The organism is Mannheimia bovis, assembly GCF_014541205.1.
In the GTDB taxonomy this organism is placed as follows: Bacteria; Pseudomonadota; Gammaproteobacteria; order Enterobacterales; family Pasteurellaceae; genus Mannheimia; species Mannheimia bovis.
The window spans coordinates 456,067-477,411 of sequence record NZ_CP061280.1 but is presented as its reverse complement, the minus strand read 5'-3'; the positions used below and the strand labels follow the sequence as shown (position 1 = coordinate 477,411).

At 41.2% G+C, this 21,345-nt stretch carries 18 protein-coding genes, 3 tRNA genes and 4 rRNA genes; 3 read left to right on the top strand and 22 right to left on the bottom strand.

The genetic code is table 11. From position 1 onward, the window contains the following. Window positions 1-1,263 (top strand): tRNA lysidine(34) synthetase TilS, encoded by a 1,263-nt coding sequence (tilS, locus tag ICJ55_RS02400; RefSeq protein WP_188157177.1) that lies wholly within the window; start codon window positions 1-3, stop codon window positions 1,261-1,263. On the opposite strand, the gene xerD is transcribed toward tilS, so the two are convergent. From xerD to murI, 9 genes are all read right to left on the bottom strand, one after another. Next, window positions 1,260-2,153, bottom strand: a complete 894-nt coding sequence (gene xerD / locus ICJ55_RS02395; RefSeq protein WP_188157176.1) for a site-specific tyrosine recombinase XerD — start codon at window positions 2,151-2,153, stop codon at window positions 1,260-1,262. The genes tilS and xerD overlap by 4 nt on opposite strands. Window positions 2,154-2,255: 102 nt before the next feature. After that, window positions 2,256-2,332: transfer RNA gene (locus tag ICJ55_RS02390), tRNA-Asp, on the bottom strand. 12 nt (window positions 2,333-2,344) lie between these two features. Then, window positions 2,345-2,460, bottom strand: a 5S ribosomal RNA gene (gene rrf / locus ICJ55_RS02385). A 53-nt stretch (window positions 2,461-2,513) separates the two neighbouring features. Next, window positions 2,514-2,629: ribosomal RNA gene (gene rrf, locus ICJ55_RS02380) — 5S ribosomal RNA — on the bottom strand. Between the two features lie 146 nt (window positions 2,630-2,775). Continuing rightward, a 23S ribosomal RNA gene (locus ICJ55_RS02375) occupies window positions 2,776-5,675 on the bottom strand. Window positions 5,676-5,941: 266 nt separating this feature from the next. Then, a tRNA-Ala gene (locus tag ICJ55_RS02370) sits at window positions 5,942-6,017 on the bottom strand. Window positions 6,018-6,071: 54 nt separating this feature from the next. Then, window positions 6,072-6,148: transfer RNA gene (locus tag ICJ55_RS02365), tRNA-Ile, on the bottom strand. A gap of 112 nt (window positions 6,149-6,260) precedes the next feature. After that, a 16S ribosomal RNA gene (locus ICJ55_RS02360) occupies window positions 6,261-7,800 on the bottom strand. The 16S, 23S and 5S rRNA genes sit together here with 3 tRNA genes alongside, the layout of an rRNA operon. A 349-nt stretch (window positions 7,801-8,149) precedes the next feature. Beyond that, window positions 8,150-8,941, bottom strand: a complete 792-nt coding sequence (gene murI / locus ICJ55_RS02355; RefSeq protein ID WP_188157175.1) for a glutamate racemase — start codon at window positions 8,939-8,941, stop codon at window positions 8,150-8,152. Between the two features lie 127 nt (window positions 8,942-9,068). Here murI and ICJ55_RS02350 point away from each other — a divergent pair, with 127 nt between their 5' ends. Further along, on the top strand, window positions 9,069-9,938 hold the full coding sequence (locus ICJ55_RS02350; RefSeq protein WP_188157174.1) for an NAD(P)-dependent oxidoreductase: 870 nt from the start codon (window positions 9,069-9,071) through the stop codon (window positions 9,936-9,938). Between the two features lie 36 nt (window positions 9,939-9,974). On the opposite strand, the gene ICJ55_RS02345 is transcribed toward ICJ55_RS02350, so the two are convergent. From ICJ55_RS02345 to asnC, 5 genes are all read right to left on the bottom strand, one after another. Further along, entirely contained in the window at window positions 9,975-10,460 is a 486-nt protein-coding gene (locus ICJ55_RS02345) for a chorismate--pyruvate lyase family protein (RefSeq protein ID WP_188157173.1), read from the bottom strand. Window positions 10,461-10,470: 10 nt separating this feature from the next. Further along, a complete protein-coding gene (locus tag ICJ55_RS02340; RefSeq protein WP_188157172.1) occupies window positions 10,471-11,067 on the bottom strand; it encodes a hypothetical protein in 597 nt (198 codons plus the stop codon). Between the two features lie 74 nt (window positions 11,068-11,141). Next, window positions 11,142-11,903 carry a uridine phosphorylase gene (udp, locus tag ICJ55_RS02335; RefSeq protein WP_025216331.1) on the bottom strand — a complete coding sequence of 254 codons (762 nt, stop codon included), beginning with the start codon at window positions 11,901-11,903 and terminating at the stop codon, window positions 11,142-11,144. 128 nt (window positions 11,904-12,031) lie between these two features. Beyond that, window positions 12,032-12,541 carry a glycosyltransferase family protein gene (locus ICJ55_RS02330; RefSeq protein WP_188157171.1) on the bottom strand — a complete coding sequence of 170 codons (510 nt, stop codon included), beginning with the start codon at window positions 12,539-12,541 and terminating at the stop codon, window positions 12,032-12,034. A gap of 71 nt (window positions 12,542-12,612) precedes the next feature. Continuing rightward, on the bottom strand, window positions 12,613-13,086 hold the full coding sequence (asnC, locus tag ICJ55_RS02325) for a transcriptional regulator AsnC (protein WP_025236978.1): 474 nt from the start codon (window positions 13,084-13,086) through the stop codon (window positions 12,613-12,615). Window positions 13,087-13,253: 167 nt separating this feature from the next. Between asnC and asnA the strand changes: the two genes are divergently transcribed. After that, window positions 13,254-14,246: an aspartate--ammonia ligase gene (asnA, locus tag ICJ55_RS02320; protein ID WP_188157170.1), complete on the top strand. Its 993-nt coding sequence runs from the start codon at window positions 13,254-13,256 to the stop codon at window positions 14,244-14,246. A 94-nt stretch (window positions 14,247-14,340) separates the two neighbouring features. On the opposite strand, the gene ICJ55_RS02315 is transcribed toward asnA, so the two are convergent. The 8 genes from ICJ55_RS02315 to atpE form a co-directional block, all read right to left on the bottom strand. Next, entirely contained in the window at window positions 14,341-15,498 is a 1,158-nt protein-coding gene (locus ICJ55_RS02315) for a factor H binding protein domain-containing protein (RefSeq protein WP_188157169.1), read from the bottom strand. Between the two features lie 138 nt (window positions 15,499-15,636). Next, window positions 15,637-16,056 carry a F0F1 ATP synthase subunit epsilon gene (locus tag ICJ55_RS02310; protein WP_188157168.1) on the bottom strand — a complete coding sequence of 140 codons (420 nt, stop codon included), beginning with the start codon at window positions 16,054-16,056 and terminating at the stop codon, window positions 15,637-15,639. 25 nt (window positions 16,057-16,081) lie between these two features. After that, window positions 16,082-17,455, bottom strand: coding sequence for a F0F1 ATP synthase subunit beta (atpD, locus tag ICJ55_RS02305; protein ID WP_159628803.1), 1,374 nt, complete (start codon window positions 17,453-17,455; stop codon window positions 16,082-16,084). A gap of 20 nt (window positions 17,456-17,475) precedes the next feature. After that, window positions 17,476-18,342 carry a F0F1 ATP synthase subunit gamma gene (atpG, locus tag ICJ55_RS02300; protein WP_188157167.1) on the bottom strand — a complete coding sequence of 289 codons (867 nt, stop codon included), beginning with the start codon at window positions 18,340-18,342 and terminating at the stop codon, window positions 17,476-17,478. 25 nt (window positions 18,343-18,367) lie between these two features. Then, complete coding sequence (gene atpA / locus ICJ55_RS02295; protein WP_188157166.1) at window positions 18,368-19,909, bottom strand: F0F1 ATP synthase subunit alpha; 1,542 nt, start codon at window positions 19,907-19,909, stop codon at window positions 18,368-18,370. A gap of 12 nt (window positions 19,910-19,921) precedes the next feature. Continuing rightward, complete coding sequence (gene atpH / locus ICJ55_RS02290) at window positions 19,922-20,455, bottom strand: F0F1 ATP synthase subunit delta (protein WP_188157165.1); 534 nt, start codon at window positions 20,453-20,455, stop codon at window positions 19,922-19,924. Between the two features lie 13 nt (window positions 20,456-20,468). Then, window positions 20,469-20,939, bottom strand: coding sequence for a F0F1 ATP synthase subunit B (gene atpF, locus ICJ55_RS02285; RefSeq protein ID WP_025236986.1), 471 nt, complete (start codon window positions 20,937-20,939; stop codon window positions 20,469-20,471). Between the two features lie 58 nt (window positions 20,940-20,997). After that, on the bottom strand, window positions 20,998-21,252 hold the full coding sequence (gene atpE, locus ICJ55_RS02280) for a F0F1 ATP synthase subunit C (RefSeq protein WP_025236987.1): 255 nt from the start codon (window positions 21,250-21,252) through the stop codon (window positions 20,998-21,000). Between the last annotated feature and the right edge of the window lie 93 nt (window positions 21,253-21,345).

The window sequence follows — 21,345 nt, the reverse complement described above, 5'->3', positions numbered from 1 at the left end:
ATGACACTTTTTAACCGCTTCCAAGCCGAGTGCATAAAACATCTTCCCCACCAAACCAACTTTTTGATTGGCTTAAGTGGTGGAGTAGATTCGGTGGTATTGCTACACCTTTTTGCTCATACAAACTTTAACATTAGGGCAATTTATATCCATCACGGATTAAGCCCTAATGCAGACAGTTGGGCAGAATTTTGCGAACAATATTGCAAGCGGTTAAATATTCCTTTTATTTTGCAAAAAGTAATGGTTGATTCAACCAACGGTGTAGAAAACGGAGCGAGAGAAGCTCGCTATCAGGCAATTCAGCAACATTTAAAATCGAACGAAATCTTAGCAACTGCTCACCATTTAGACGACCAAGCGGAAACCTTTTTCCTAGCCTTAAAACGTGGGAGTGGAATTAAGGGATTGTCCGCAATGCAAGCGGTTACTTTCTTGCAAAATCTTACCGTTTTTAGACCGCTATTAACCTTCAGTAAAGCGGAATTATTGGCTTATGCAAAATCTCATCAACTTGAATGGATTGAAGATGAAAGCAATGTAGATAATCGCTATGATCGTAATTTCCTCCGTAATCAAATCTTGCCTTTATTGAACCAACGCTGGCAACAATTCAGCCAGATGGTAGCTCGTTCTGCTCAACATTGTTCGGAGCAACAAGAGCTAATTAAAGAACTTCTCAATGATGAACTAACGAAAAATATTGGGGAAAAAAATCAACTGTCTATTGCTCATTTTGAACGTTTTTCATTACTCAAACAGCAACAATTAGTCCGCTTATGGTTGGAAAAATATGGTGTGATGATGCCAAACCAAGCTCAATTACAAGCGGTCATTTCTGAGTTAATTTTTGCAAATGCGGATAAAAATCCGCAAGTTAAAATCGGGGAAAAAATGATTAGACGTTACCAACACGCACTCTATATTACTAACGAGATCCCTGAAATTCCTGCTTTTGAAATCAAATTAGGCACTGAAACCAATCTCGATCTTCCCTATCCATTAGGGCATATTACACGTAATCAACAAGCGATCATTTACAAAAAAATGGATAAAACAGACCGCTTGTTATTACCGGAAACGTTAGCTCAAGAGGAAATTTCACTTAAAATCGGACAACAAGGCAAAGTGAAATGTTATGGAAAACCGCATCGGGAAGAGATGAAAAAAATCTGGCAACAGAACAATGTGCCGGTATGGGAAAGAAGCCACACATTGCTCATTTTTTGGCAAGATGAATTTGTGGCTTGTATCACAAATTAGCCCCTCGGGTGAAATTTTTGATGCAACGATTTCAAGCGGGCTTTTGCCACTTGGGTGTAAATTTGCGTGGTGGATAAATCACTATGCCCGAGCAACATTTGCACTACTCGTAAATCCGCACCGTGGTTTACCAAATGGGTAGCAAATGCGTGGCGAAGCACGTGTGGAGAGAGTTTATCTGCATCAATGCCTGCAAGAACAGCGTAATGTTTAATACGATGCCAAAAGGTCTGCCTTGTCATCTGCTGCCCTCGCCTGCTTGGAAACACCACGTCTGATTGCTGATTATTCAGTAATAGAGGGCGACCATATTGAAAAAATTCCTGTATCCAATAATTCGCCTCTTCACCCAACGGCACTAATCGCTCTTTGTCTCCTTTACCAATAATTCTCACCACACCTTGTTTTAAACTAATATTATCTATTGAAAGCGAAACCAGCTCCGTCACCCGCAAACCCGTGGCGTAAAGCAGCTCTAGCATCGCTTTGTCACGCAACTCAAGCGGATCTAGTGTATTAGGGCAATCCAACAGATCCATCACCTGCTCCTCGCTTAACGATTTAGGTAAATGCGAGCCTCGTTTTGGCGAAGTGAGAGTAAGGGTAGGATCATCTTGCCGATAATTTTCAAGACACAAAAAACGGAAAAATTTACGCAAACAGCTTAGCATTCGAGCAGAGCTTGTTGCCTTATAACCTTGCTCTAAACGCTCGCCTAAAAAGCCTTGAAGGTCGATATGATCGATAGATAAAAAAGCCTTTGGTTCAGAAAAATAATCAGAAAAACGCTCTAGATCAGAACGGTAAGAAGCTATCGTATTTTCAGATAATCCATGTTCTTGCCATAACGTATCAAGAAATTGTTCAATAATAGGGTCAAGTTCAGCCATACAAGCGGTTAAATTTTAGGAAAGTTTTGTAAATTTTAACAAACTTTGGAGGATAGAAACAAAAAAACCGATTAGTTTTCACTAATCGGCTATTAAATAAATTGGCGGAACGGACGGGACTCGAACCCGCGACCCCCTGCGTGACAGGCAGGTATTCTAACCAGCTGAACTACCGCTCCACTAAATTCCTAGATTGATGATGCCCTACTCTCACATAGCGAAACACTACACTACCATCGGCGTTACTGCGTTTTACTTCTGAGTTCGGGATGGTGTCAGGTAGAACCACAGCACTATGGTCATCAATCAAATTCTTTCTATTTCCTGAATGCTCTCAATCAAAAATATTCAGGAAATAATACCCGATGATGCTCTACTCTCACATGGCGAAACACCACACTACCATCGACGTTACTGCGTTTTACTTCTGAGTTCGGAATGGTGTCAGGTAGAACCACAGCACTATGGTCATCGGGATAATTCAGTTAAAATCTAAAAACAAGCTGCTACTTTGAGTATTCTTCTCTTTGTTTGTCTTTTCTTCATTCGTCTTTTTTGTTTAGTCTTTACTTTACTTCGCCTTGTGTCTTCTTGTTTCTCTATAAAAACACTTGAGCGTTGTATAGTTAAGCCTCTCGGGCAATTAGTATGGGTTAGCTCAACGTCTCGCAACGCTTACACACCCCACCTATCTACGTCGTAGTCTCCAACAACCCTTACAGACTTATAGTCTGGGAGAACTCATCTCTTGGCAAGTTTCGTGCTTAGATGCTTTCAGCACTTATCTCTTCCGCACATAGCTACTCGGCAATGCGTCTGGCGACACAACCGAAACACCAGCGGTGCGTCCACTCCGGTCCTCTCGTACTAGGAGCAGCCCCAACCAATTCTCCAACGCCCACGGCAGATAGGGACCGAACTGTCTCACGACGTTCTAAACCCAGCTCGCGTACCACTTTAAATGGCGAACAGCCATACCCTTGGGACCTACTTCAGCCCCAGGATGTGATGAGCCGACATCGAGGTGCCAAACACCGCCGTCGATATGAACTCTTGGGCGGTATCAGCCTGTTATCCCCGGAGTACCTTTTATCCGTTGAGCGATGGCCCTTCCATTCAGAACCACCGGATCACTATGACCTGCTTTCGCACCTGCTCGACTTGTCTGTCTCGCAGTTAAGCTTGCTTCTACCATTGCACTAACCTGACGATGTCCGACCGTCATTAGCAAACCTTCGTGCTCCTCCGTTACTCTTTGGGAGGAGACCGCCCCAGTCAAACTACCCACCAGACACTGTCCGAGTACTCGTTCCGAGTACTTCGTTAGAACATCAAACGTTAAAGGGTGGTATTTCAAGGACGCCTCCACAATCACTGGCGTGACTGCTTCAAAGGCTCCCACCTATCCTACACATCAAAATTCAATGTTCAGTGTCAAGCTATAGTAAAGGTTCACGGGGTCTTTCCGTCTAGCCGCGGGTACACCGCATCTTCACGGCGATTTCAATTTCACTGAGTCTCGGGTGGAGACAGCCTGGCCATCATTATGCCATTCGTGCAGGTCGGAACTTACCCGACAAGGAATTTCGCTACCTTAGGACCGTTATAGTTACGGCCGCCGTTTACTGGGGCTTCGATCAGGAGCTTCTCTTTCGATAACACCATCAATTAACCTTCCAGCACCGGGCAGGCATCACACCCTATACGTCCACTTTCGTGTTTGCAGAGTGCTGTGTTTTTAATAAACAGTTGCAGCCAGCTGGTATCTTCGACCGGTTCAACCTTCATCCGCAAGGGACTACAATCTACGCCGGCGCACCTTCTCCCGAAGTTACGGTGCTATTTTGCCTAGTTCCTTCACCCGAGTTCTCTCAAGCGCCTGAGTATTCTCTACCTGACCACCTGTGTCGGTTTATAGTACGGTTTAGATAAACCTGAAGCTTAGTGGCTTTTCCTGGAAGCGTGGTATCGGTTACTTCAGCACCGTAGTGCCTCGTCATCATCTCTCGGTGTTAAGAATGTCCGGATTTGCCTAAACATTCCACCTACCAACTTAAACAGGGATATCCAACACCCTGATAACCTAACCTTCTCCGTCCCCACATCGCAGTTTATCCAAGTACGGGAATATTAACCCGTTTCCCATCGACTACGCTTTTCAGCCTCGCCTTAGGGGCCGACTCACCCTGCCCCGATTAACGTTGGACAGGAACCCTTGGTCTTCCGGCGAACGAGTTTTTCACTCGTTTTGTCGTTACTTATGTCAGCATTCGCACTTCTGATACGTCCACCGGACTTCTCAATCCAGCTTCTTCCGCTTACAGAACGCTCCCCTACCCAACAGTGTTACCACTGATGCCGCAGCTTCGGTGACTAGTTTTAGCCCCGTTACATCTTCCGCGCAGGCCGACTCGACTAGTGAGCTATTACGCTTTCTTTAAATGATGGCTGCTTCTAAGCCAACATCCTAGCTGTCTAAGCCTTCCCACTTCGTTTCCCACTTAACTAGTACTTTGGGACCTTAGCTGGCGGTCTGGGTTGTTTCCCTCTCCACGATGGACGTTAGCACCCACCGTGTGTCTCCTGAGTATCACTCTTCGGTATTCGCAGTTTGCATCGGGTTGGTAATCCGGGATGGACCCCTAGCCGAAACAGTGCTCTACCCCCGAAGGTGTCCGCTCAAGGCTCTACCTAAATAGATTTCGGGGAGAACCAGCTATCTCCCGGTTTGATTGGCCTTTCACCCCCAGCCACAAGTCATCCGCTAATTTTTCAACATTAGTCGGTTCGGTCCTCCAATTAGTGTTACCCAATCTTCAACCTGCCCATGGCTAGATCACCGGGTTTCGGGTCTATACCTTGCAACTACACGCCCAGTTAAGACTCGGTTTCCCTTCGGCTCCCTTATTCAGTTAACCTTGCTACAAAATATAAGTCGCTGACCCATTATACAAAAGGTACGCAGTCACAGAATTAATCTGCTCCCACTGCTTGTACGCACAAGGTTTCAGGTTCTATTTCACTCCCCTCGCCGGGGTTCTTTTCGCCTTTCCTTCACAGTACTGGTTCACTATCGGTCAATCAGGAGTATTTAGCCTTGGAGGATGGTCCCCCCATCTTCAAACAGGATATCACGTGTCCCGCCCTACTTGTTGTTAGCCTAGTACCACAATAAATACTTCGGATACGGGATTATCACCCTCTACGATTGAGCTTCCCAGCTCATTCTCCTGTATTTACTGCTATCACTAACTGGCTCTTTCGCGTTCGCTCGCCGCTACTAACGAAATCTCGGTTGATTTCTTTTCCTCGGGGTACTTAGATGTTTCAGTTCTCCCGGTTTGCCTCATTATCCTATGTATTCAGATAATGATAGTAGATTCTTCATCTACTGGGTTTCCCCATTCGGATATCTTGGATTAAACGCTTCTTATCAACTCATCCAAGCTTTTCGCAGATTAGCACGTCCTTCTTCGCCTCTGATTGCCAAGGCATCCACCTTGTGCGCTTAGTCACTTAACTATACAACCTCAAATGTTTTCTGTTATTTCAATCCAGAGAAAGAAAAAACAAAACACTTAAAGTTAGTTTTTAAACTAAACACTTAGCTGCTTTTGTTCAGCTAAGATTTTTGAACTACTCAGACTTTCTTTCGAAAATCTCTCAGTTTTTCAGCTTGTTTCTAAATTTTTAAAGAACATTAAGACAATAGGCTTTCGCCTATCATCATACCTAAAATCGCAAAAATCTCGGTATTTTCTACCGCTTGCAACCTTAGGTATGATGATTGGTGGAGATAAGCGGGATCGAACCGCTGACCTCCTGCGTGCAAGGCAGGCGCTCTCCCAGCTGAGCTATATCCCCAATTTCATCTTTCGTTGTTTTCACTCTTCAGTTTGCTTTCGCTCTCGTTTAGAGTGGTGGGTCTGAGTGGACTTGAACCACCGACCTCACCCTTATCAGGGGTGCGCTCTAACCACCTGAGCTACAGACCCAACGGATGACCTTCAGTTTGTCTTCTATTTCATCTATCAAACAATCTGTGTGAACACTTGCTGTCGTTTCTGCTCCACTTCGCTCTCGCTTAGCTTCGCCCTTGATTTTTGGTAAGGAGGTGATCCAACCGCAGGTTCCCCTACGGTTACCTTGTTACGACTTCACCCCAGTCATGAATCATACCGTGGTAAACGCCCCCCCGAAGGTTAAGCTATCTACTTCTGGTACAACCCACTCCCATGGTGTGACGGGCGGTGTGTACAAGGCCCGGGAACGTATTCACCGCAACATTCTGATTTGCGATTACTAGCGATTCCGACTTCATGGAGTCGAGTTGCAGACTCCAATCCGGACTTAGACGTACTTTGTGAGATTCGCTCACCATCGCTGGGTCGCTGCCCTCTGTATACGCCATTGTAGCACGTGTGTAGCCCTACTCGTAAGGGCCATGATGACTTGACGTCATCCCCACCTTCCTCCGGTTTATCACCGGCAGTCTCCTTTGAGTTCCCGACCTAATCGCTGGCAACAAAGGATAAGGGTTGCGCTCGTTGCGGGACTTAACCCAACATTTCACAACACGAGCTGACGACAGCCATGCAGCACCTGTCTCTAAGTTCCCGAAGGCACAAACTCATCTCTGAGTTCTTCTTAGGATGTCAAGAGTAGGTAAGGTTCTTCGCGTTGCATCGAATTAAACCACATGCTCCACCGCTTGTGCGGGCCCCCGTCAATTCATTTGAGTTTTAACCTTGCGGCCGTACTCCCCAGGCGGTCGATTTATCACGTTAGCTACGGGCACCAAGCTCAAAGCCCAATCCCCAAATCGACAGCGTTTACGGCGTGGACTACCAGGGTATCTAATCCTGTTTGCTCCCCACGCTTTCGCACATGAGCGTCAGTACATTCCCAAGGGGCTGCCTTCGCCTTCGGTATTCCTCCACATCTCTACGCATTTCACCGCTACACGTGGAATTCTACCCCTCCCTAAAGTACTCTAGACTCCCAGTCTGAAATGCAATTCCCAGGTTAAGCCCGGGGCTTTCACATCCCACTTAAAAGTCCGCCTGCGTGCCCTTTACGCCCAGTTATTCCGATTAACGCTCGCACCCCCCGTATTACCGCGGCTGCTGGCACGGAGTTAGCCGGTGCTTCTTCTGTAGTTAACGTCAATTGATTGCTCTATTAAAACAATCACCTTCCTCGCTACCGAAAGAACTTTACAACCCGAAGGCCTTCTTCATTCACGCGGCATGGCTGCATCAGGGTTCCCCCCATTGTGCAATATTCCCCACTGCTGCCTCCCGTAGGAGTCTGGACCGTGTCTCAGTTCCAGTGTGGCTGGTCATCCTCTCAGACCAGCTAGAGATCGTCGGCTTGGTGAGCCTTTACCCCACCAACTACCTAATCTCACTTGGGCTCATCTTATGGCAGGTGGCCCGAAAGTCCCACCCTTTAGTCCTTAGACATTACGCGGTATTAGCTACCGTTTCCAGTAGTTATCCCCCTCCATAAGCCAGATTCCCAAGCATTACTCACCCGTCCGCCACTCGTCACCCAAGGAGCAAGCTCCTCTGTGCTACCGTTCGACTTGCATGTGTTAAGCCTGCCGCCAGCGTTCAATCTGAGCCATGATCAAACTCTTCAATTCAAAAAGTTTAATCGCTCAATATGTACTGACATAAAATCGCACTTTCAAACTTAGCTCAACTTAAAAAAGTTCAGTTAAAAGAAAGTAATGAATTTCTAGTTAAGCACCTATTAAGACTTCAAAATTAAAAAAATAGTTTTAAATCAAGTCTATCAACAAGTGCCCACACAGATTGTCTGATAAATTGTTAAAGAACAAAAAAGAACGACGCACTGAATATTAACTTAACTGTTCACAACAGTGCGTCGTTGTGTGCGGTGCATTATAGAGAAATATTAAATCTACGCAAGTGTTTTTTGTAAAAATCTTCCTCGACTGGATTATTTTTCATCAAAAACCTTAACTTCGCTTAAACATCAATCACAGATAGTTGATTAAACCCCCAATCCTGCATAATTTGTCGTTTAATCTCGAATGTGGAAGTTTCTGAGGTACAAAATGCTTCATTAACCAAATCATTCTTTGGATTAAATTTACTTTCTTCTAATAAGCTTAAAACCCGTTTAGCAATTCCTATTCCCGGATCAACAAAGTATTTCACGGTTGGCAATACTTGCTGTAATTCATTTTTTACCAATGGGAAATGAGTGCAACCAAGAATAACCGTATCTAATGTGGAATGATCTTGCCAATCCTCAACAACTTTTTGTAAACGAGCTATATCCACTCTGCCCGTTCTCTGTTTTTCTTCTACAATTTCAACCAAATCCGTTGTACCAATTTTTTCCACTATGCAATCTTGAGCATATTTTGCAATGAGTTCATCAACATAGGGGCGAGAAACCGTTCCTTTTGTGGCTAGTAAACCAATGGTTTTACTTTCAGAAATTGTCGCTGCCGGTTTAATAGCCGGCACAGTACCTACAATTGGAAATTTAAAATGCTCACGCAATGCAGGAAGCACAACGGTGCTTGCGGTATTGCACGCTACAACAACCATATCAAGCGGTCGTTTTTCTGCAATTTTTTGCACAATTTTTACTGCTCGTTCAATCAAAACCGTTTCTGATTTCTCGGAATAAGGGAAAAAAGCATTATCAAAACAATACAAATAGTGAGCGTGAGGTAGCACTTTACGGATTTCATCGTAAATTGTTAAGCCACCCATTCCGGAGTCGTATAAAAGGATTGTTGGTTTCATTGTTATTTACTGATTAATTAAGTGCAGAAATGCTACTCCTTTCCATCGTTATATTCAAGTTATCTCTATTTGACTTGATTATCGAAAATCGCAATAATCATTCTATTATTTAACCAAGGAGAACATTATGCAAAAATTTAATACACAAGAAATTGGTTGGATCGGTTTAGGTCAAATGGGCGAACCTATGGCGAAGCATTTACTTAATAGTGGGGTAAAAGTAGGTGTTTATAACCGTAGTCCGGAAAAAGCCGAGAAAGTAGTGGCAGCAGGCGGTAAATTATACTCTTCTGTTGTTGAGTTAGTGAAAGCTCACGATATTATTTTCTTAATGATTGCAGACTACGCTTCTATTCAGCAAGTATTAAGTGCTGAGGTATTAGCACAGTTAAAAGGCAAATTAGTCGTGAATATGAGCACCATTTCTCCAAGTCAAAACCAAGCGGTTGAAGCATTACTTGCGGAATACGGTGCGGAGTTTGTGGAAGCACCTGTTTCCGGTTCAAGTAAAGTGGCAGAAGCAGGGAAACTCTTAGTACTTTCAGCGGGTAAAGAAGAAATTGTTGAGCAAATCAAGCCACTTTTTGCTGCATTTAGTACAACGACTTTCTATTATGGTTCTGTAGGTAAAGCAGGCGGCATTAAGTTAATGATTAACTCATTATTAGGGATTTTCGTTCAAGCCTACGGCGAAGCGTTGAATTTTGCCGATCAGTACGGCATTCCGAAAGAGCAAGTGATTGAGATGATTTCAGGCTCGTTTATGAATAGCCCTATTTTCCAAGCTAAAGTACCGATGTACTTAGCGAACGAGTTCCAACCTGCGTTTATGATGAAACATATGACGAAAGATTTTAACTTAGCAAGCGAAGAAATTGCGAAGTTAGGTAAATCTTATCCGTTAATTGAACAAGCAACCAAAACATACAATCAAGCAAACGATTCAGGCTTGAGCGAAGTGGATATGGCTGCGATTTATCAATTCTTGGCAAAATAATAAAACAAAATTGGTTGGTTAATACCAACCGATTTTTTATAGATAAGGGAAATCTATTAAAAACAACTCTCTAATTTCAAGCGAATAGCCTTTAATTTCATACACGCCACGCCGAGCAAATAAGCCATTCTCTGCTAGTGTCCATGCTAATTTAGTGCGAGTAGGATTTTGAGAAAATAGCCATAAACCAATCGGCTCATTACCGAGTTTCGGTACATTTTGGGCGATATTTTCTATTGTTGATTTCGGCACAAGGGTTTGAGCGAAAATCCAATTCGTTTCGCCGTCTTTTAATAGCACTTCTCGTAACCAAACATCTTCATTGCAAGCGGTCGTTTTTTCACTATTTTTTGCAACCCATTTTTCTTGTATTACTTCTACATTGAAATGAGTTGCCACATCAAGTAGTTTTTGAGTGAGCGATCCTTCGTGCAAAAGCCAGTTTTGTTGGGAATTTGAAAGCCTATCAGAATCTAAAAACCAAATAGGATCTAAGAGTATTTGTCTATATTGTGAATACATAGAAAATGATTTAGCAACCATGAACTGCACAAGCACCAACCCAAAACATATAGAAAGGTACAGCAACTACTACAGCAACAGGAAGCATTACAACACCTAACGCCCCCTCTGCTGTATTTTGCAATCCACTTTTAGTTTTATAATAACGTACTGTTGCATTAATCGGTTGTTTAAAACGGAATTTTTGCAAAAGCTCTTCTCTATTAGCTAATTTAACCAACTTTCCTTCAGATTGATAAGTAATAGATGGATTTTGAGCTGAATTAAAATTAAAGGTATTAATAACCGTATTTCTTTCACTTTCTGAAAGAGTTTTTCCATCTAAGGTAATTCTATAACTACCCTCAACTTTTGGAGCTTCATTAACATTAAAATTAGCCTCAACAGATTTGATTTTATTGGCAATTAGGGTTTTGAGAAAATTATTCAGTTCCGTAACTTGCTGATGTTCAAATTCGTAGTCGTGCAATTCACCCACTACATATAATTTATTACCAACAATAAGGAATGAATTAATTTTCTCTTGTTTGCTTTCATCAAATTCTAAACTAGAAGAACAAGCAGTAATACCGAAAATTAATGTAATTAACATCAACCATTTTTTCATAAAAAGCTCCGTAAAAAGAAAAAAGGTAAATTATCACGCCGACAATTTACCTTTTTTGCCTTTAAATTTAAAGATTAACCTTTAATTAATTTTCTTACGCCTTCTACCACAACAGAAATTGCTTTATGTTCGGTTTCGTGGATTGTGGCTTCGTTTGGAATTTCTTGTTGAGTACGGTTTACAATCACGCCAGACACCATACCTGCTCGTAAACCTAATGCAGAACACATTGTAAAGAGCGTAGCAGATTCCATTTCAAAATTCATTACATTGAGATCTTGCCACTGTTTTAATGAACCTTGAAAATGGCGATAAATTTTGCCTGTGAAGGTGTCGTAACGCTCTTGTCCCGGATAGAACGTATCAGAAGAAGCAGTAATACCAACGTAAGGTTTAACCCCTGCATCAACCGCAGCAGCGTAAAGTGCGTTAGTACACTCAAAGTTTGCTACAGCCGGATATTCCATTGGTGCAAAGTGTTTGCTTGCACCGTCTAAACGTACTGCACCGGTGGTAATTAAAATATCGCCTACATTGATATGTTCTTGAATTGCACCTGTTGTGCCAATGCGTAAGAAGGTACGAACGCCTAATTGAGCGAGTTCTTCCACACAAATTGAAACCGAAGGACCACCAATCCCCGTTGAACAAATAACTACGGCTTCACCTTCTACATAACCTAACCAAGAGGTAAATTCACGGGTAGATGCTAAAAACTCCGGGTTATCCATTTTTTTTGCAATACGCTCACTTCTGGCAGGATCTCCCGGTACTATCGCAATTTTTGCCCCTTTTAACATCGCTTTTGTTAAACCTAAATGAAATACTTCAGACATAACGATCTCCTTTTGATTTCTAATCATCATTCAAAATCATTCTACCTAGCAAGCGGTTGATTTTCGATATTTTTTTGCGATCAATGTTTGATTTTGTGAAGTAGATCAAAGGCAAACGGTTTCGTTCACTAAGCCTTTTTGATTTGCGATTCGATATAAGTCGGAGCGAAAAAATCCTTATCAGACAGATAGAACACAAAATCTTCTTTAACCAACATCGCAATTAGCTCATTAAGATTTTGAATATCCATCGGTGAATAAATCACCGTTAAATTATCAAATTTTTGAATGATTTCTGAGGCTGGGCGGTAATATTGCTCGCCATTCACAAAAATATAGTGTTTACAAGGGTAGCCTTGCTTTTTCACACTTTCAATTGCTCGCCCCAATTCAGGTTGAGCTGTGGTTAGACTAACTACCGCCACCGTTGGTTGGTTGGTTGATTGGTTGGTTGGTTGGTTGGTTGGTTGGTTGGTTGGTTGGTTGGTTGGTTGGTTGGTTGGTTGGTTGGTTGGTTGGTTGGTTGGTTGGTTGGTTGGTTGGTTGGTTGGTTGGTTGGTTGGTTGGTTGGTTGGTTGGTTGGTTGGTTGGTTGGTTGGTTGGTTGGTTGGTTGGTTGGTTGGTTGGTTGGTTGGCATTCATTCTATTTCCTTTTATTTATATTGCTATTCTTATTTGCAAAAATTAATGCTTTTTTAACCGCTTGTTACTAAGGCAAAATATCTCTCAAAATCGGATTTTGTAGCGAAATCAAAGTTTCTGTTGATTGAATTTCATCAATAGATTGAATTTTGCCCGCTAAAACCGAATGCAATTCTTCAATAGTGTGAGTCATCACTTTAATAAAAATCGAATAATTACCTGTTGTGTAATATGCCTCCACTACTTCATCAAACTCGTTAAGCTTCGCGATTACTTTATCGTAATCTTTTGCCGACTTGAGAATAATTCCTATAAAACAACACACATCATAGCCCAATTTCTGTTCATTGACTACAATTTTTGTTGATTGAATAACCCCTGCTTGTCGCATTTTTTCAACCCGAACGTGGATAGTTGCCGCACTTACGCCAAAATCTTTCGCCATTTCTGCATAAGGTATGCGAGCATCTTTAATTAAACAGCGTAAAATTTGCTGATCGAGTTTATCAATTTCTAATTTCACTTTGTGTTTATTGTGCATTTTTCCTCCTCAAAATCCATTTATTTAGATTTTATCTAAAATAACTCAACTTATTTTAAACTAAATTTAATACATTTGCTTTTTTATTTGATAAATATTGCATTTTTAACAGAATTCTTTAAATTAGCAACTGTTCATATTTCATATTCATTAGGAAAGCAATAAAAATGAAAAAATCATTCATCTTACAACAACAAGAAATCAGTTTTGTTAAAAACACCTTTACGCAATATTTAATCGACAAACTAGGCATTGTGGAAGTGCAAGGTCCAATCTTAAGCGAAGTGGGCAACGGTATGCAGGACAACCTTTCCGGTATCGAAAAAGCGGTAAAAGTAAACGTAAAATGTATTCCAAACGCCACCTATGAAGTGGTTCACTCTCTTGCTAAATGGAAACGCCATACATTAGCTCGTTTTGGTTTTAAAGAAGGTGAAGGCTTATTCGTGCATATGAAAGCATTGCGTCCGGACGAAGATTCATTAGACCGCACGCACTCGGTGTATGTGGATCAATGGGACTGGGAAAAAGTGATTCCTGAAGGTCGCCGTGATTTTGCGTTCTTAAAAGAGACCGTGAACGAAATCTACAAAGCGATTCGTTTAACTGAATTAGCAGTGGAAGCTCGTTTCGATATTCCATCAGTTTTACCAAAACAAATTACCTTTGTGCATAGCGAAGATTTAGTGCAACGCTACCCAAATATGACAGGCAAAGAGCGTGAAAATGCGATTTGTAAAGAGTGCGGTGCAGTGTTCTTAATCGGTATCGGTGGCAAATTATCAGACGGCAAGCCACACGATGGTCGAGCACCGGACTATGATGACTGGACAACCGAATCCGAGCAAGGTTATAAAGGTTTAAACGGCGATATTTTAGTATGGAACGAAGAATTAGGCACAGCGTTCGAGCTTTCTTCAATGGGTATTCGTGTGGATGAAAAAGCATTACGTTTACAAGTAGCAATTACCGGCGATGAAGACCGTTTAGAAATGGATTGGCACAAAGATTTATTGGCTGGCAAGTTACCACTTTCTATCGGCGGCGGTATCGGTCAATCACGCCTAGTAATGTTCTTGTTACACAAAAAACACATTGGTGAAGTGCAATCTAGCGTATGGCCAAAAGCGGTGTTTGAAGAGTTTGAGAATATTCTTTAATGATGAAAAAGCGAACCTTTTGGTTCGCTTTTAGCTTTCTACAAGCGGTTAAAATACGCAAAAAACTTACTATTTTTGACCGCTTGTAAATATATTACTGTCGTTCTCCAGCTATACCAAAAACAGTACCTCTCTCTCTATCACCATATTTTTCAGCAGTTGTCTTATTTGTTGTTATTCCACCTTCAAATTGTTTATAAAGATAGGTCTCACCAGCGATAGCTTGTGCATTTTCACCGTAAAAACCTAATTCGTACTTACCTGAAATACCACCTGAAGCAGAAGCATCTGCTTTAATCATACCATCAGTAATAGAACCTCTCTCTAATTGAATAGTTGGAATAGCAGCATTATTAAATTGTGATATAGAACCTACACCTGTTTTCTCCGCAAAATTTACTTTGTAGTTTAAAAGACCGATATTATCGGAGTTAAAACCTTTTCCTATATAAGTAGCTTCACCAGCTGATGGAAGACTTTCTGTTTTTGTGCCATTAATGCTTTGTACTCTAAAACTACTTTGTTTTGGAGCAGCATCATACCAAAATGCTTTATTATCACGGCTTATCACCATTACATTTAGTGTCAGATAAATATAGTGATCCCCCACAAAAATACCATCTAAATTTTCTGCAGACATATTAATAAAGGCGTGTTTACTTAATCCTTGTGGTAAAGAAGATAATCCTGTGTAATTGACCCAAGAATACTCTCTCCCTTGCTCATTCGTAATTTCTGCTGCTTTACGGACAATTTCTTTAATCACGGCAGTTTTATTTCTTAATGCAAGCTCAGCCGCTTCTTTTTCTTGTTTTGCTGTTGCTAACTGCTCAGCTGTACTATTTTTATCCGCTTGAGCCTTTGCTAAATTTGCTTCAGCTTTCTGTAACTCATTTTTGGCTTTGGCTAATTCAGCATTTACAGAATTTAGCTGATTTTGCACCGCTTGCTTTTCATTATTCATCGTAGCTAACTTACTTTCAGCTAATCCTTTCGCTTTTTCGGTATTTTCAAGGTTTATTTTTGCTTGTGAAAGTTGCTCAGAAGTTGCTGATTGATTATCTTTCAATTTTGCTAATTCTGATTTAGTTTTACCTAACTCTGTTTGAACTGAATTGTTTTGAGTTTTATCAGTAATAACATTTGATGAACCGCCACCGCTACTACAGGCAGTAATCCCAAATAAAATAAGACTAGCTAAAGAGAGTTTTTTAACAGACATAGTGTTTTCCTTATAAAATTGACCGTGCAAATGCACACAAAAATTGTACAAAAAAAAAACAACTTGTCGTCAAGTAGAAATGAATTTAAAAAATATTTATTTGTAAAAAATTAGCATTTTTAGACCGCTTGTAAAAACAAAACCCCACGAAAGTGGGGTTTTTTGATATTAACGTTTGTTCGCTAATTTTGTTTTTGTGAGTTCGTAAACACGCAATTTCGCAATTTCTTTCGCTAATTTCGCTGTTAAATCAGCGTCGTTAGTTTTAGACAAGGTTTCTTCTGCTTTACGTTTTGCAGCAAGAATACGTTGTTCATCAAGTTCATCACCACGAATTGCGGTATCTGCAAGCACGGTAACAATGGTTGGTTGTACTTCAAGGAAGCCACCAGATACATAGATAAATTCTTCTTTGCCATCAGCTAAAGTGAATTTAACCATACCTGGTTTGATAGAGGTTAATAGTGGTGTATGCCCTGCATAAACCCCTAATTCACCATCAACCCCTGAAACACGCACACTCGTTACTGTGCCTTCAAAGATTTTACTTTCCGCACTCACAACTGTGAGTTCAAATTGAGATGTCATACTGTTCTCCTTTGTTTAAGAACAATTACATCTGTTTTGCTCTTTCAACCACTTCGTCAATTGAACCCGCCATATAGAACGCTTGTTCCGGGATATGGTCGTATTCGCCTTCTAAAATGCCTTTAAAGCCACGAATTGTCTCTTTTAATGGTACGAATTTACCCGGTACGCCATTGAATACTTCCGCAACGTGGAATGGTTGTGAAAGGAAACGTTCAATTTTACGTGCACGAGCTACTAAGCGTTTGTCATCTTCCGATAACTCATCCATACCTAAGATTGCGATAATATCTTTTAACTCTTTATAACGTTGTAATGTACCTTGTACACCACGAGCAACATTATAGTGTTCTTCGCCAACAACTAATGGATCTAATTGGCGAGATGTTGAGTCTAATGGGTCTACCGCAGGATAAATACCAAGTGAAGCGATATTACGACTTAATACTACAGTTGAGTCTAAGTGAGCAAAGGTTGTTGCCGGAGACGGGTCAGTTAAGTCGTCCGCAGGAACATATACTGCTTGCACAGAGGTAATAGAACCAGTTTTGGTTGAAGTAATACGCTCTTGTAATACACCCATCTCTTCTGCAAGAGTTGGTTGGTAACCTACCGCAGAAGGCATACGACCTAATAATGCTGATACTTCCGTACCTGCTAAGGTGTAACGGTAGATGTTATCTACGAAGAATAATACATCACGACCTTCATCACGGAATTTCTCTGCCATTGTTAAGCCTGTTAATGCTACACGCAGACGGTTGCCCGGTGGTTCGTTCATCTGACCGTAAACAAGTGATACTTTGTCTAATACGTTAGAGTCTTTCATTTCGTGGTAGAAGTCATTACCCTCACGAGTACGCTCACCTACGCCCGCAAATACAGAGTAACCGCTGTGTTCAATAGCGATATTACGGATTAACTCCATCATATTTACGGTTTTACCTACACCAGCACCACCGAATAGACCTACTTTACCACCTTTCGCAAACGGAGCGACTAAGTCGATAACTTTGATACCGGTTTCTAATAATTCTGTGCTGTTAGCTTGTTCTTCGTAACTTGGTGCTGCACGGTGAATTGTCCAACGCTCTTCTTCACCGATTGGACCAGCTTCATCGATTGGCTCACCTAATACGTTCATAATACGACCAAGTGTTTTTGTACCAACCGGTACTTCAATCGCTTTATTCGTATTTTCAACTTTTAAGCCACGTTTTAAACCATCAGATGAACCTAATGCGATACAACGTACCACACCGCCACCTAATTGTTGTTGAACTTCAAGCGTTAAGCCTGTTTCAACTTTTAATGCATCATAAACTTTTGGTACTGCATCTTGCGGAAACTCAACATCGATTACCGCACCGATGATCTGTACAATTTTTCCCGTTGCCATTACCGTTCCTCTATTCATTGTTAAATTGCTGCGGCACCCGCGACAATTTCATTTAATTCATTCGTAATACTTGCTTGACGAGCTTTGTTATACACCAATTGCAACTCATTGATGAGATTACCTGCGTTATCTGTTGCCGCTTTCATTGCAACCATTCGAGCTGCTTGTTCAGAAGCTAGGTTATCAACGACTGCTTGATATACCTGAGATTCTAAATAACGGACAAGTAAACTATCTAATAACGCTTGTGGACTTGGTTCATAGATATAATCCCAAGAACCTGTTTGTCCTAATGAGTCATTTTCAAGTTCTGGCAATGGAAGTAGTTTTTGTACTGTTGGTTTTTGCGACATTGTGTTTACGAATCGGTTATAAACCACATAAACTTCATCAATCTCGCCGTCACGGAAGGCTTTAACCATACCGTTTACAATACCGACTAAATTTTCCATTGCTGGTGTATCACCCAATCCATTAAGATGACCTTTGATTTCTAATCCCATTGGGTTGAAAAAGGCAATACTTTTACTACCAATCAAACTCAATTCAGATTTAATTCCTTGATCATCTTTATCTTTCAACTCATTTAAAACAGTTTTAAATAAGTTCACATTCAAACCACCACATAAACCACGATCAGTTGAAACTACTAAATAGCCAACTTTCTTCACTGGACGAGAGGTTAGGAACGGGTGTTGATACTCAATGTTACCTTTGGCAATATGGCTAATTACCTTGCGAATACTATCTGCATAAGGGCGAGAAGCCGACATACGCTCTTGGGTTTTACGCATTTTTGATGCGGCAACCATTTCCATCGCTTTAGTAATTTTTTGTGTATTACGAACACTTGCAATTTTGGTTCTTATCTCTTTAGCACCTGCCATATTTTTTCTCCGCTAAAAAGTGTGATTACCAAGCACTGTTCTTTTTGAAACTAGATAAAATCTCATTCAATTTATCTTTAATTTCATCATTGAAATTGCCGGATTTTGACAGTTCTTGCATAAATTCGCCATAGTTGCTTTGAGCATACGCTAATAAGTTAGCTTCAAACGAACCTACACGCTCAACTGGCACATCATCAAGATAACCATACTCAGCAGCAGCTAGAGATAAACCTAACTGTGCAACAGACATTGGCTCAAATTGTTTTTGTTTCAACAATTCAGTTACTTTCTGACCGTGAGAAAGTTGTTTACGCGTTGCTTCATCAAGGTCTGATGCAAACTGTGCGAATGCTGCTAATTCACGATATTGAGCAAGTGCAGTACGAATACCACCGGCTAATTTTTTCACCAATTTAGTTTGTGCAGAACCACCAACACGAGAAACTGAGATACCCGGGTTTACCGCAGGACGAATACCTGCATTGAATAAGCCTGATTCTAAGAAAATCTGACCATCAGTAATCGAGATTACGTTAGTTGGAACGAATGCTGAAACATCGCCCGCTTGGGTTTCGATGATTGGTAATGCAGTTAAAGAACCTGTTTGACCTTTTACAGCACCGTTAGTGAAACGTTCTACATAGTCTGCGTTTACACGAGACGCACGCTCAAGTAAGCGAGAGTGTAGGTAGAATACATCTCCCGGGAATGCTTCACGACCCGGTGGACGGCGTAATAACAATGAAATTTGACGGTAAGCAACTGCTTGCTTAGATAAATCATCGTAAACGATTAACGCATCTTCACCACGATCACGGAAGTACTCACCCATTGCACAACCTGCATAAGGAGCTAAGTATTGTAATGCTGCAGATTCAGATGCAGATGCTACAACCACGATAGTGTTTTGTAATGCACCGTGCTCTTCTAATTTACGCACTACGTTTGCAATAGTTGATGCTTTTTGACCGATAGCAACATAGATACATTTAATACCTGAATCACGTTGGTTGATGATCGCATCGATTGCTAATGCTGTTTTACCGGTTTGACGGTCGCCGATGATAAGCTCACGCTGACCACGACCGATTGGTACCATTGAGTCAACCGCTTTATAACCGGTTTGAACAGGTTGATCTACCGATTGACGGTCGATAACACCCGGAGCAATAACTTCGATTGGTGAGAAACCATCATTCTGGATTTCGCCTTTACCATCAATTGGCTGACCTAATGTATTAACTACACGACCTAATAAACCACGACCAACCGGCACTTCTAAAATACGACCTGTGCATTGTACTTCCATACCTTCTGCTAAATCTGCATAAGGTCCCATTACAACCGCACCGACAGAATCTCTTTCTAAGTTTAATGCAATCGCATAACGATTGCCCGGTAATGCAATCATTTCGCCTTGCATTACATCTGATAAGCCGTGGATACGAATAACCCCGTCACTTACCGAAACGATTGTCCCTGTGCTTTGAGCTTCGCTCACAACATTGAATTGGGCAATACGTTTTTTAATCAATTCACTAATTTCTGTTGAATTTAGTTGCATTTTTTATTCCTCTTACAAGCTCAACTCTTGACTCAAGCGGTTTAGCTGTCCACGACTACTACCATCAATCACCACATCATCATAACGAATGATTACACCCGCAATTAATGAACTATCAATTGATGAAGTAATACGTACTTTTGTTCCGAGTCGCTTTTCCATCGCATTGGCAATTTTTGCTTCTTGTGCATCTGTTAATTTATCTGCAGAAACAACCTCAACATTTTTTATTGATTCGTGCTCTGCTCTTAATTCTAAAAATGCATTCAATACAGCAGGTAATACCGCTAAACGCTTATTATCAGCCATAACGCGAATGAAATTTTGCCCATATTGATCTAATTGTTCGCCACAAATATTGATAAACGTATCAGAAATTTGACCGCTTGCAAGTGATGAACTGATGAAATCAGCTACTTGCTCATCATTCGCGACAGCTGCAGAAAATTGCAACATTTCCTGCCATTTATCCAATTGACCTTGTTCTAAAGCAAAATCGAAAGCCGCTTTAGCATAGGGGCGAGCTACTGTGCTTAATTCTGACATCTGCCCCACCTTTTTATAGTTCTGCAACTAGCTTATCAATAATATCGTTGTTCGCTGCAGCATCCACTGAACGACCGACAATTTTCTCAGCACCGGCAACAGCCAATGCAGCCACTTTTTGACGAAGCTCTTCTTGAACACGTTTACGTTCGCTTTCTACTTCCGCATAACCTTGTTCAATAATGCGTAGACGTTCAACTTCAGCTTCTGCTTGTACAGACTCTAAAATTTCATTACGACGTTTTGTTGCCAAATCAATAATTTTTTGTGCTTCTTCTTTTGCCAGCAGAATTTCTTGATCCGCAGCAGCTTTAGAATCAGCTTGCTCTTGTTTCGCTTTTTCGGCAGAAGCTAAAGCATTAGCAATATTTGCTTGACGCTCTTCAATTGCTCGAATTAGCGGTGGCCATACATATTTCATACAGAACGCAACAAAGAGTGCGAACGCAATAAGCTGACCAATTAGTGTTGCATTTAAATTCACAACGCCTCCTATAAAGTTAGTTAAATTACCCGAAGGTAACGCCTATTATTTATAGGGATTAGCCTAATAAACCAATGAACGGGTTAGCGAAGATGAATAATAATGCGATACCCACAGCGATCATTGAGATAGCATCTAAAAGACCTGCAACGATAAACATTTTAGTTTGTAAGCTGTTTGCTAATTCTGGTTGACGAGCAGAAGATTCTAAGAATTTACCACCTAATAATGCGAAACCAATCGCAGTACCGAATGCAGCGAAAGCTAATAAAATTACTGAACCAAAAATTGTTGCGGTAATTACGTTTTCCATAATGTTCTCCATAAGGGTTGAGGAATTTAGCCAAAGGCTAGGTTAGTTAAATATCAAAGGCTTATGCCTTTCATTTCATTGTTTTACAGAGCA

Bases quoted from the DNA above. Each gene is read 5' to 3' on its own strand.
- tilS (WP_188157177.1), top strand. From the start codon at position 1: ATGACACTTTTTAACCGCTTCCAAGCCGAGTGCATAAAACATCTTCCC.
- xerD (WP_188157176.1), bottom strand. From the start codon at position 2,153: ATGGCTGAACTTGACCCTATTATTGAACAATTTCTTGATACGTTATGG.
- murI (WP_188157175.1), bottom strand. From the start codon at position 8,941: ATGAAACCAACAATCCTTTTATACGACTCCGGAATGGGTGGCTTAACA.
- ICJ55_RS02350 (WP_188157174.1), top strand. From the start codon at position 9,069: ATGCAAAAATTTAATACACAAGAAATTGGTTGGATCGGTTTAGGTCAA.
- ICJ55_RS02345 (WP_188157173.1), bottom strand. From the start codon at position 10,460: ATGTATTCACAATATAGACAAATACTCTTAGATCCTATTTGGTTTTTA.
- ICJ55_RS02340 (WP_188157172.1), bottom strand. From the start codon at position 11,067: ATGAAAAAATGGTTGATGTTAATTACATTAATTTTCGGTATTACTGCT.
- udp (WP_025216331.1), bottom strand. From the start codon at position 11,903: ATGTCTGAAGTATTTCATTTAGGTTTAACAAAAGCGATGTTAAAAGGG.
- ICJ55_RS02330 (WP_188157171.1), bottom strand. From the start codon at position 12,541: ATGCCAACCAACCAACCAACCAACCAACCAACCAACCAACCAACCAAC.
- asnC (WP_025236978.1), bottom strand. From the start codon at position 13,086: ATGCACAATAAACACAAAGTGAAATTAGAAATTGATAAACTCGATCAG.
- asnA (WP_188157170.1), top strand. From the start codon at position 13,254: ATGAAAAAATCATTCATCTTACAACAACAAGAAATCAGTTTTGTTAAA.
- ICJ55_RS02310 (WP_188157168.1), bottom strand. From the start codon at position 16,056: ATGACATCTCAATTTGAACTCACAGTTGTGAGTGCGGAAAGTAAAATC.
- atpD (WP_159628803.1), bottom strand. From the start codon at position 17,455: ATGGCAACGGGAAAAATTGTACAGATCATCGGTGCGGTAATCGATGTT.
- atpG (WP_188157167.1), bottom strand. From the start codon at position 18,342: ATGGCAGGTGCTAAAGAGATAAGAACCAAAATTGCAAGTGTTCGTAAT.
- atpA (WP_188157166.1), bottom strand. From the start codon at position 19,909: ATGCAACTAAATTCAACAGAAATTAGTGAATTGATTAAAAAACGTATT.
- atpH (WP_188157165.1), bottom strand. From the start codon at position 20,455: ATGTCAGAATTAAGCACAGTAGCTCGCCCCTATGCTAAAGCGGCTTTC.
- atpE (WP_025236987.1), bottom strand. From the start codon at position 21,252: ATGGAAAACGTAATTACCGCAACAATTTTTGGTTCAGTAATTTTATTA.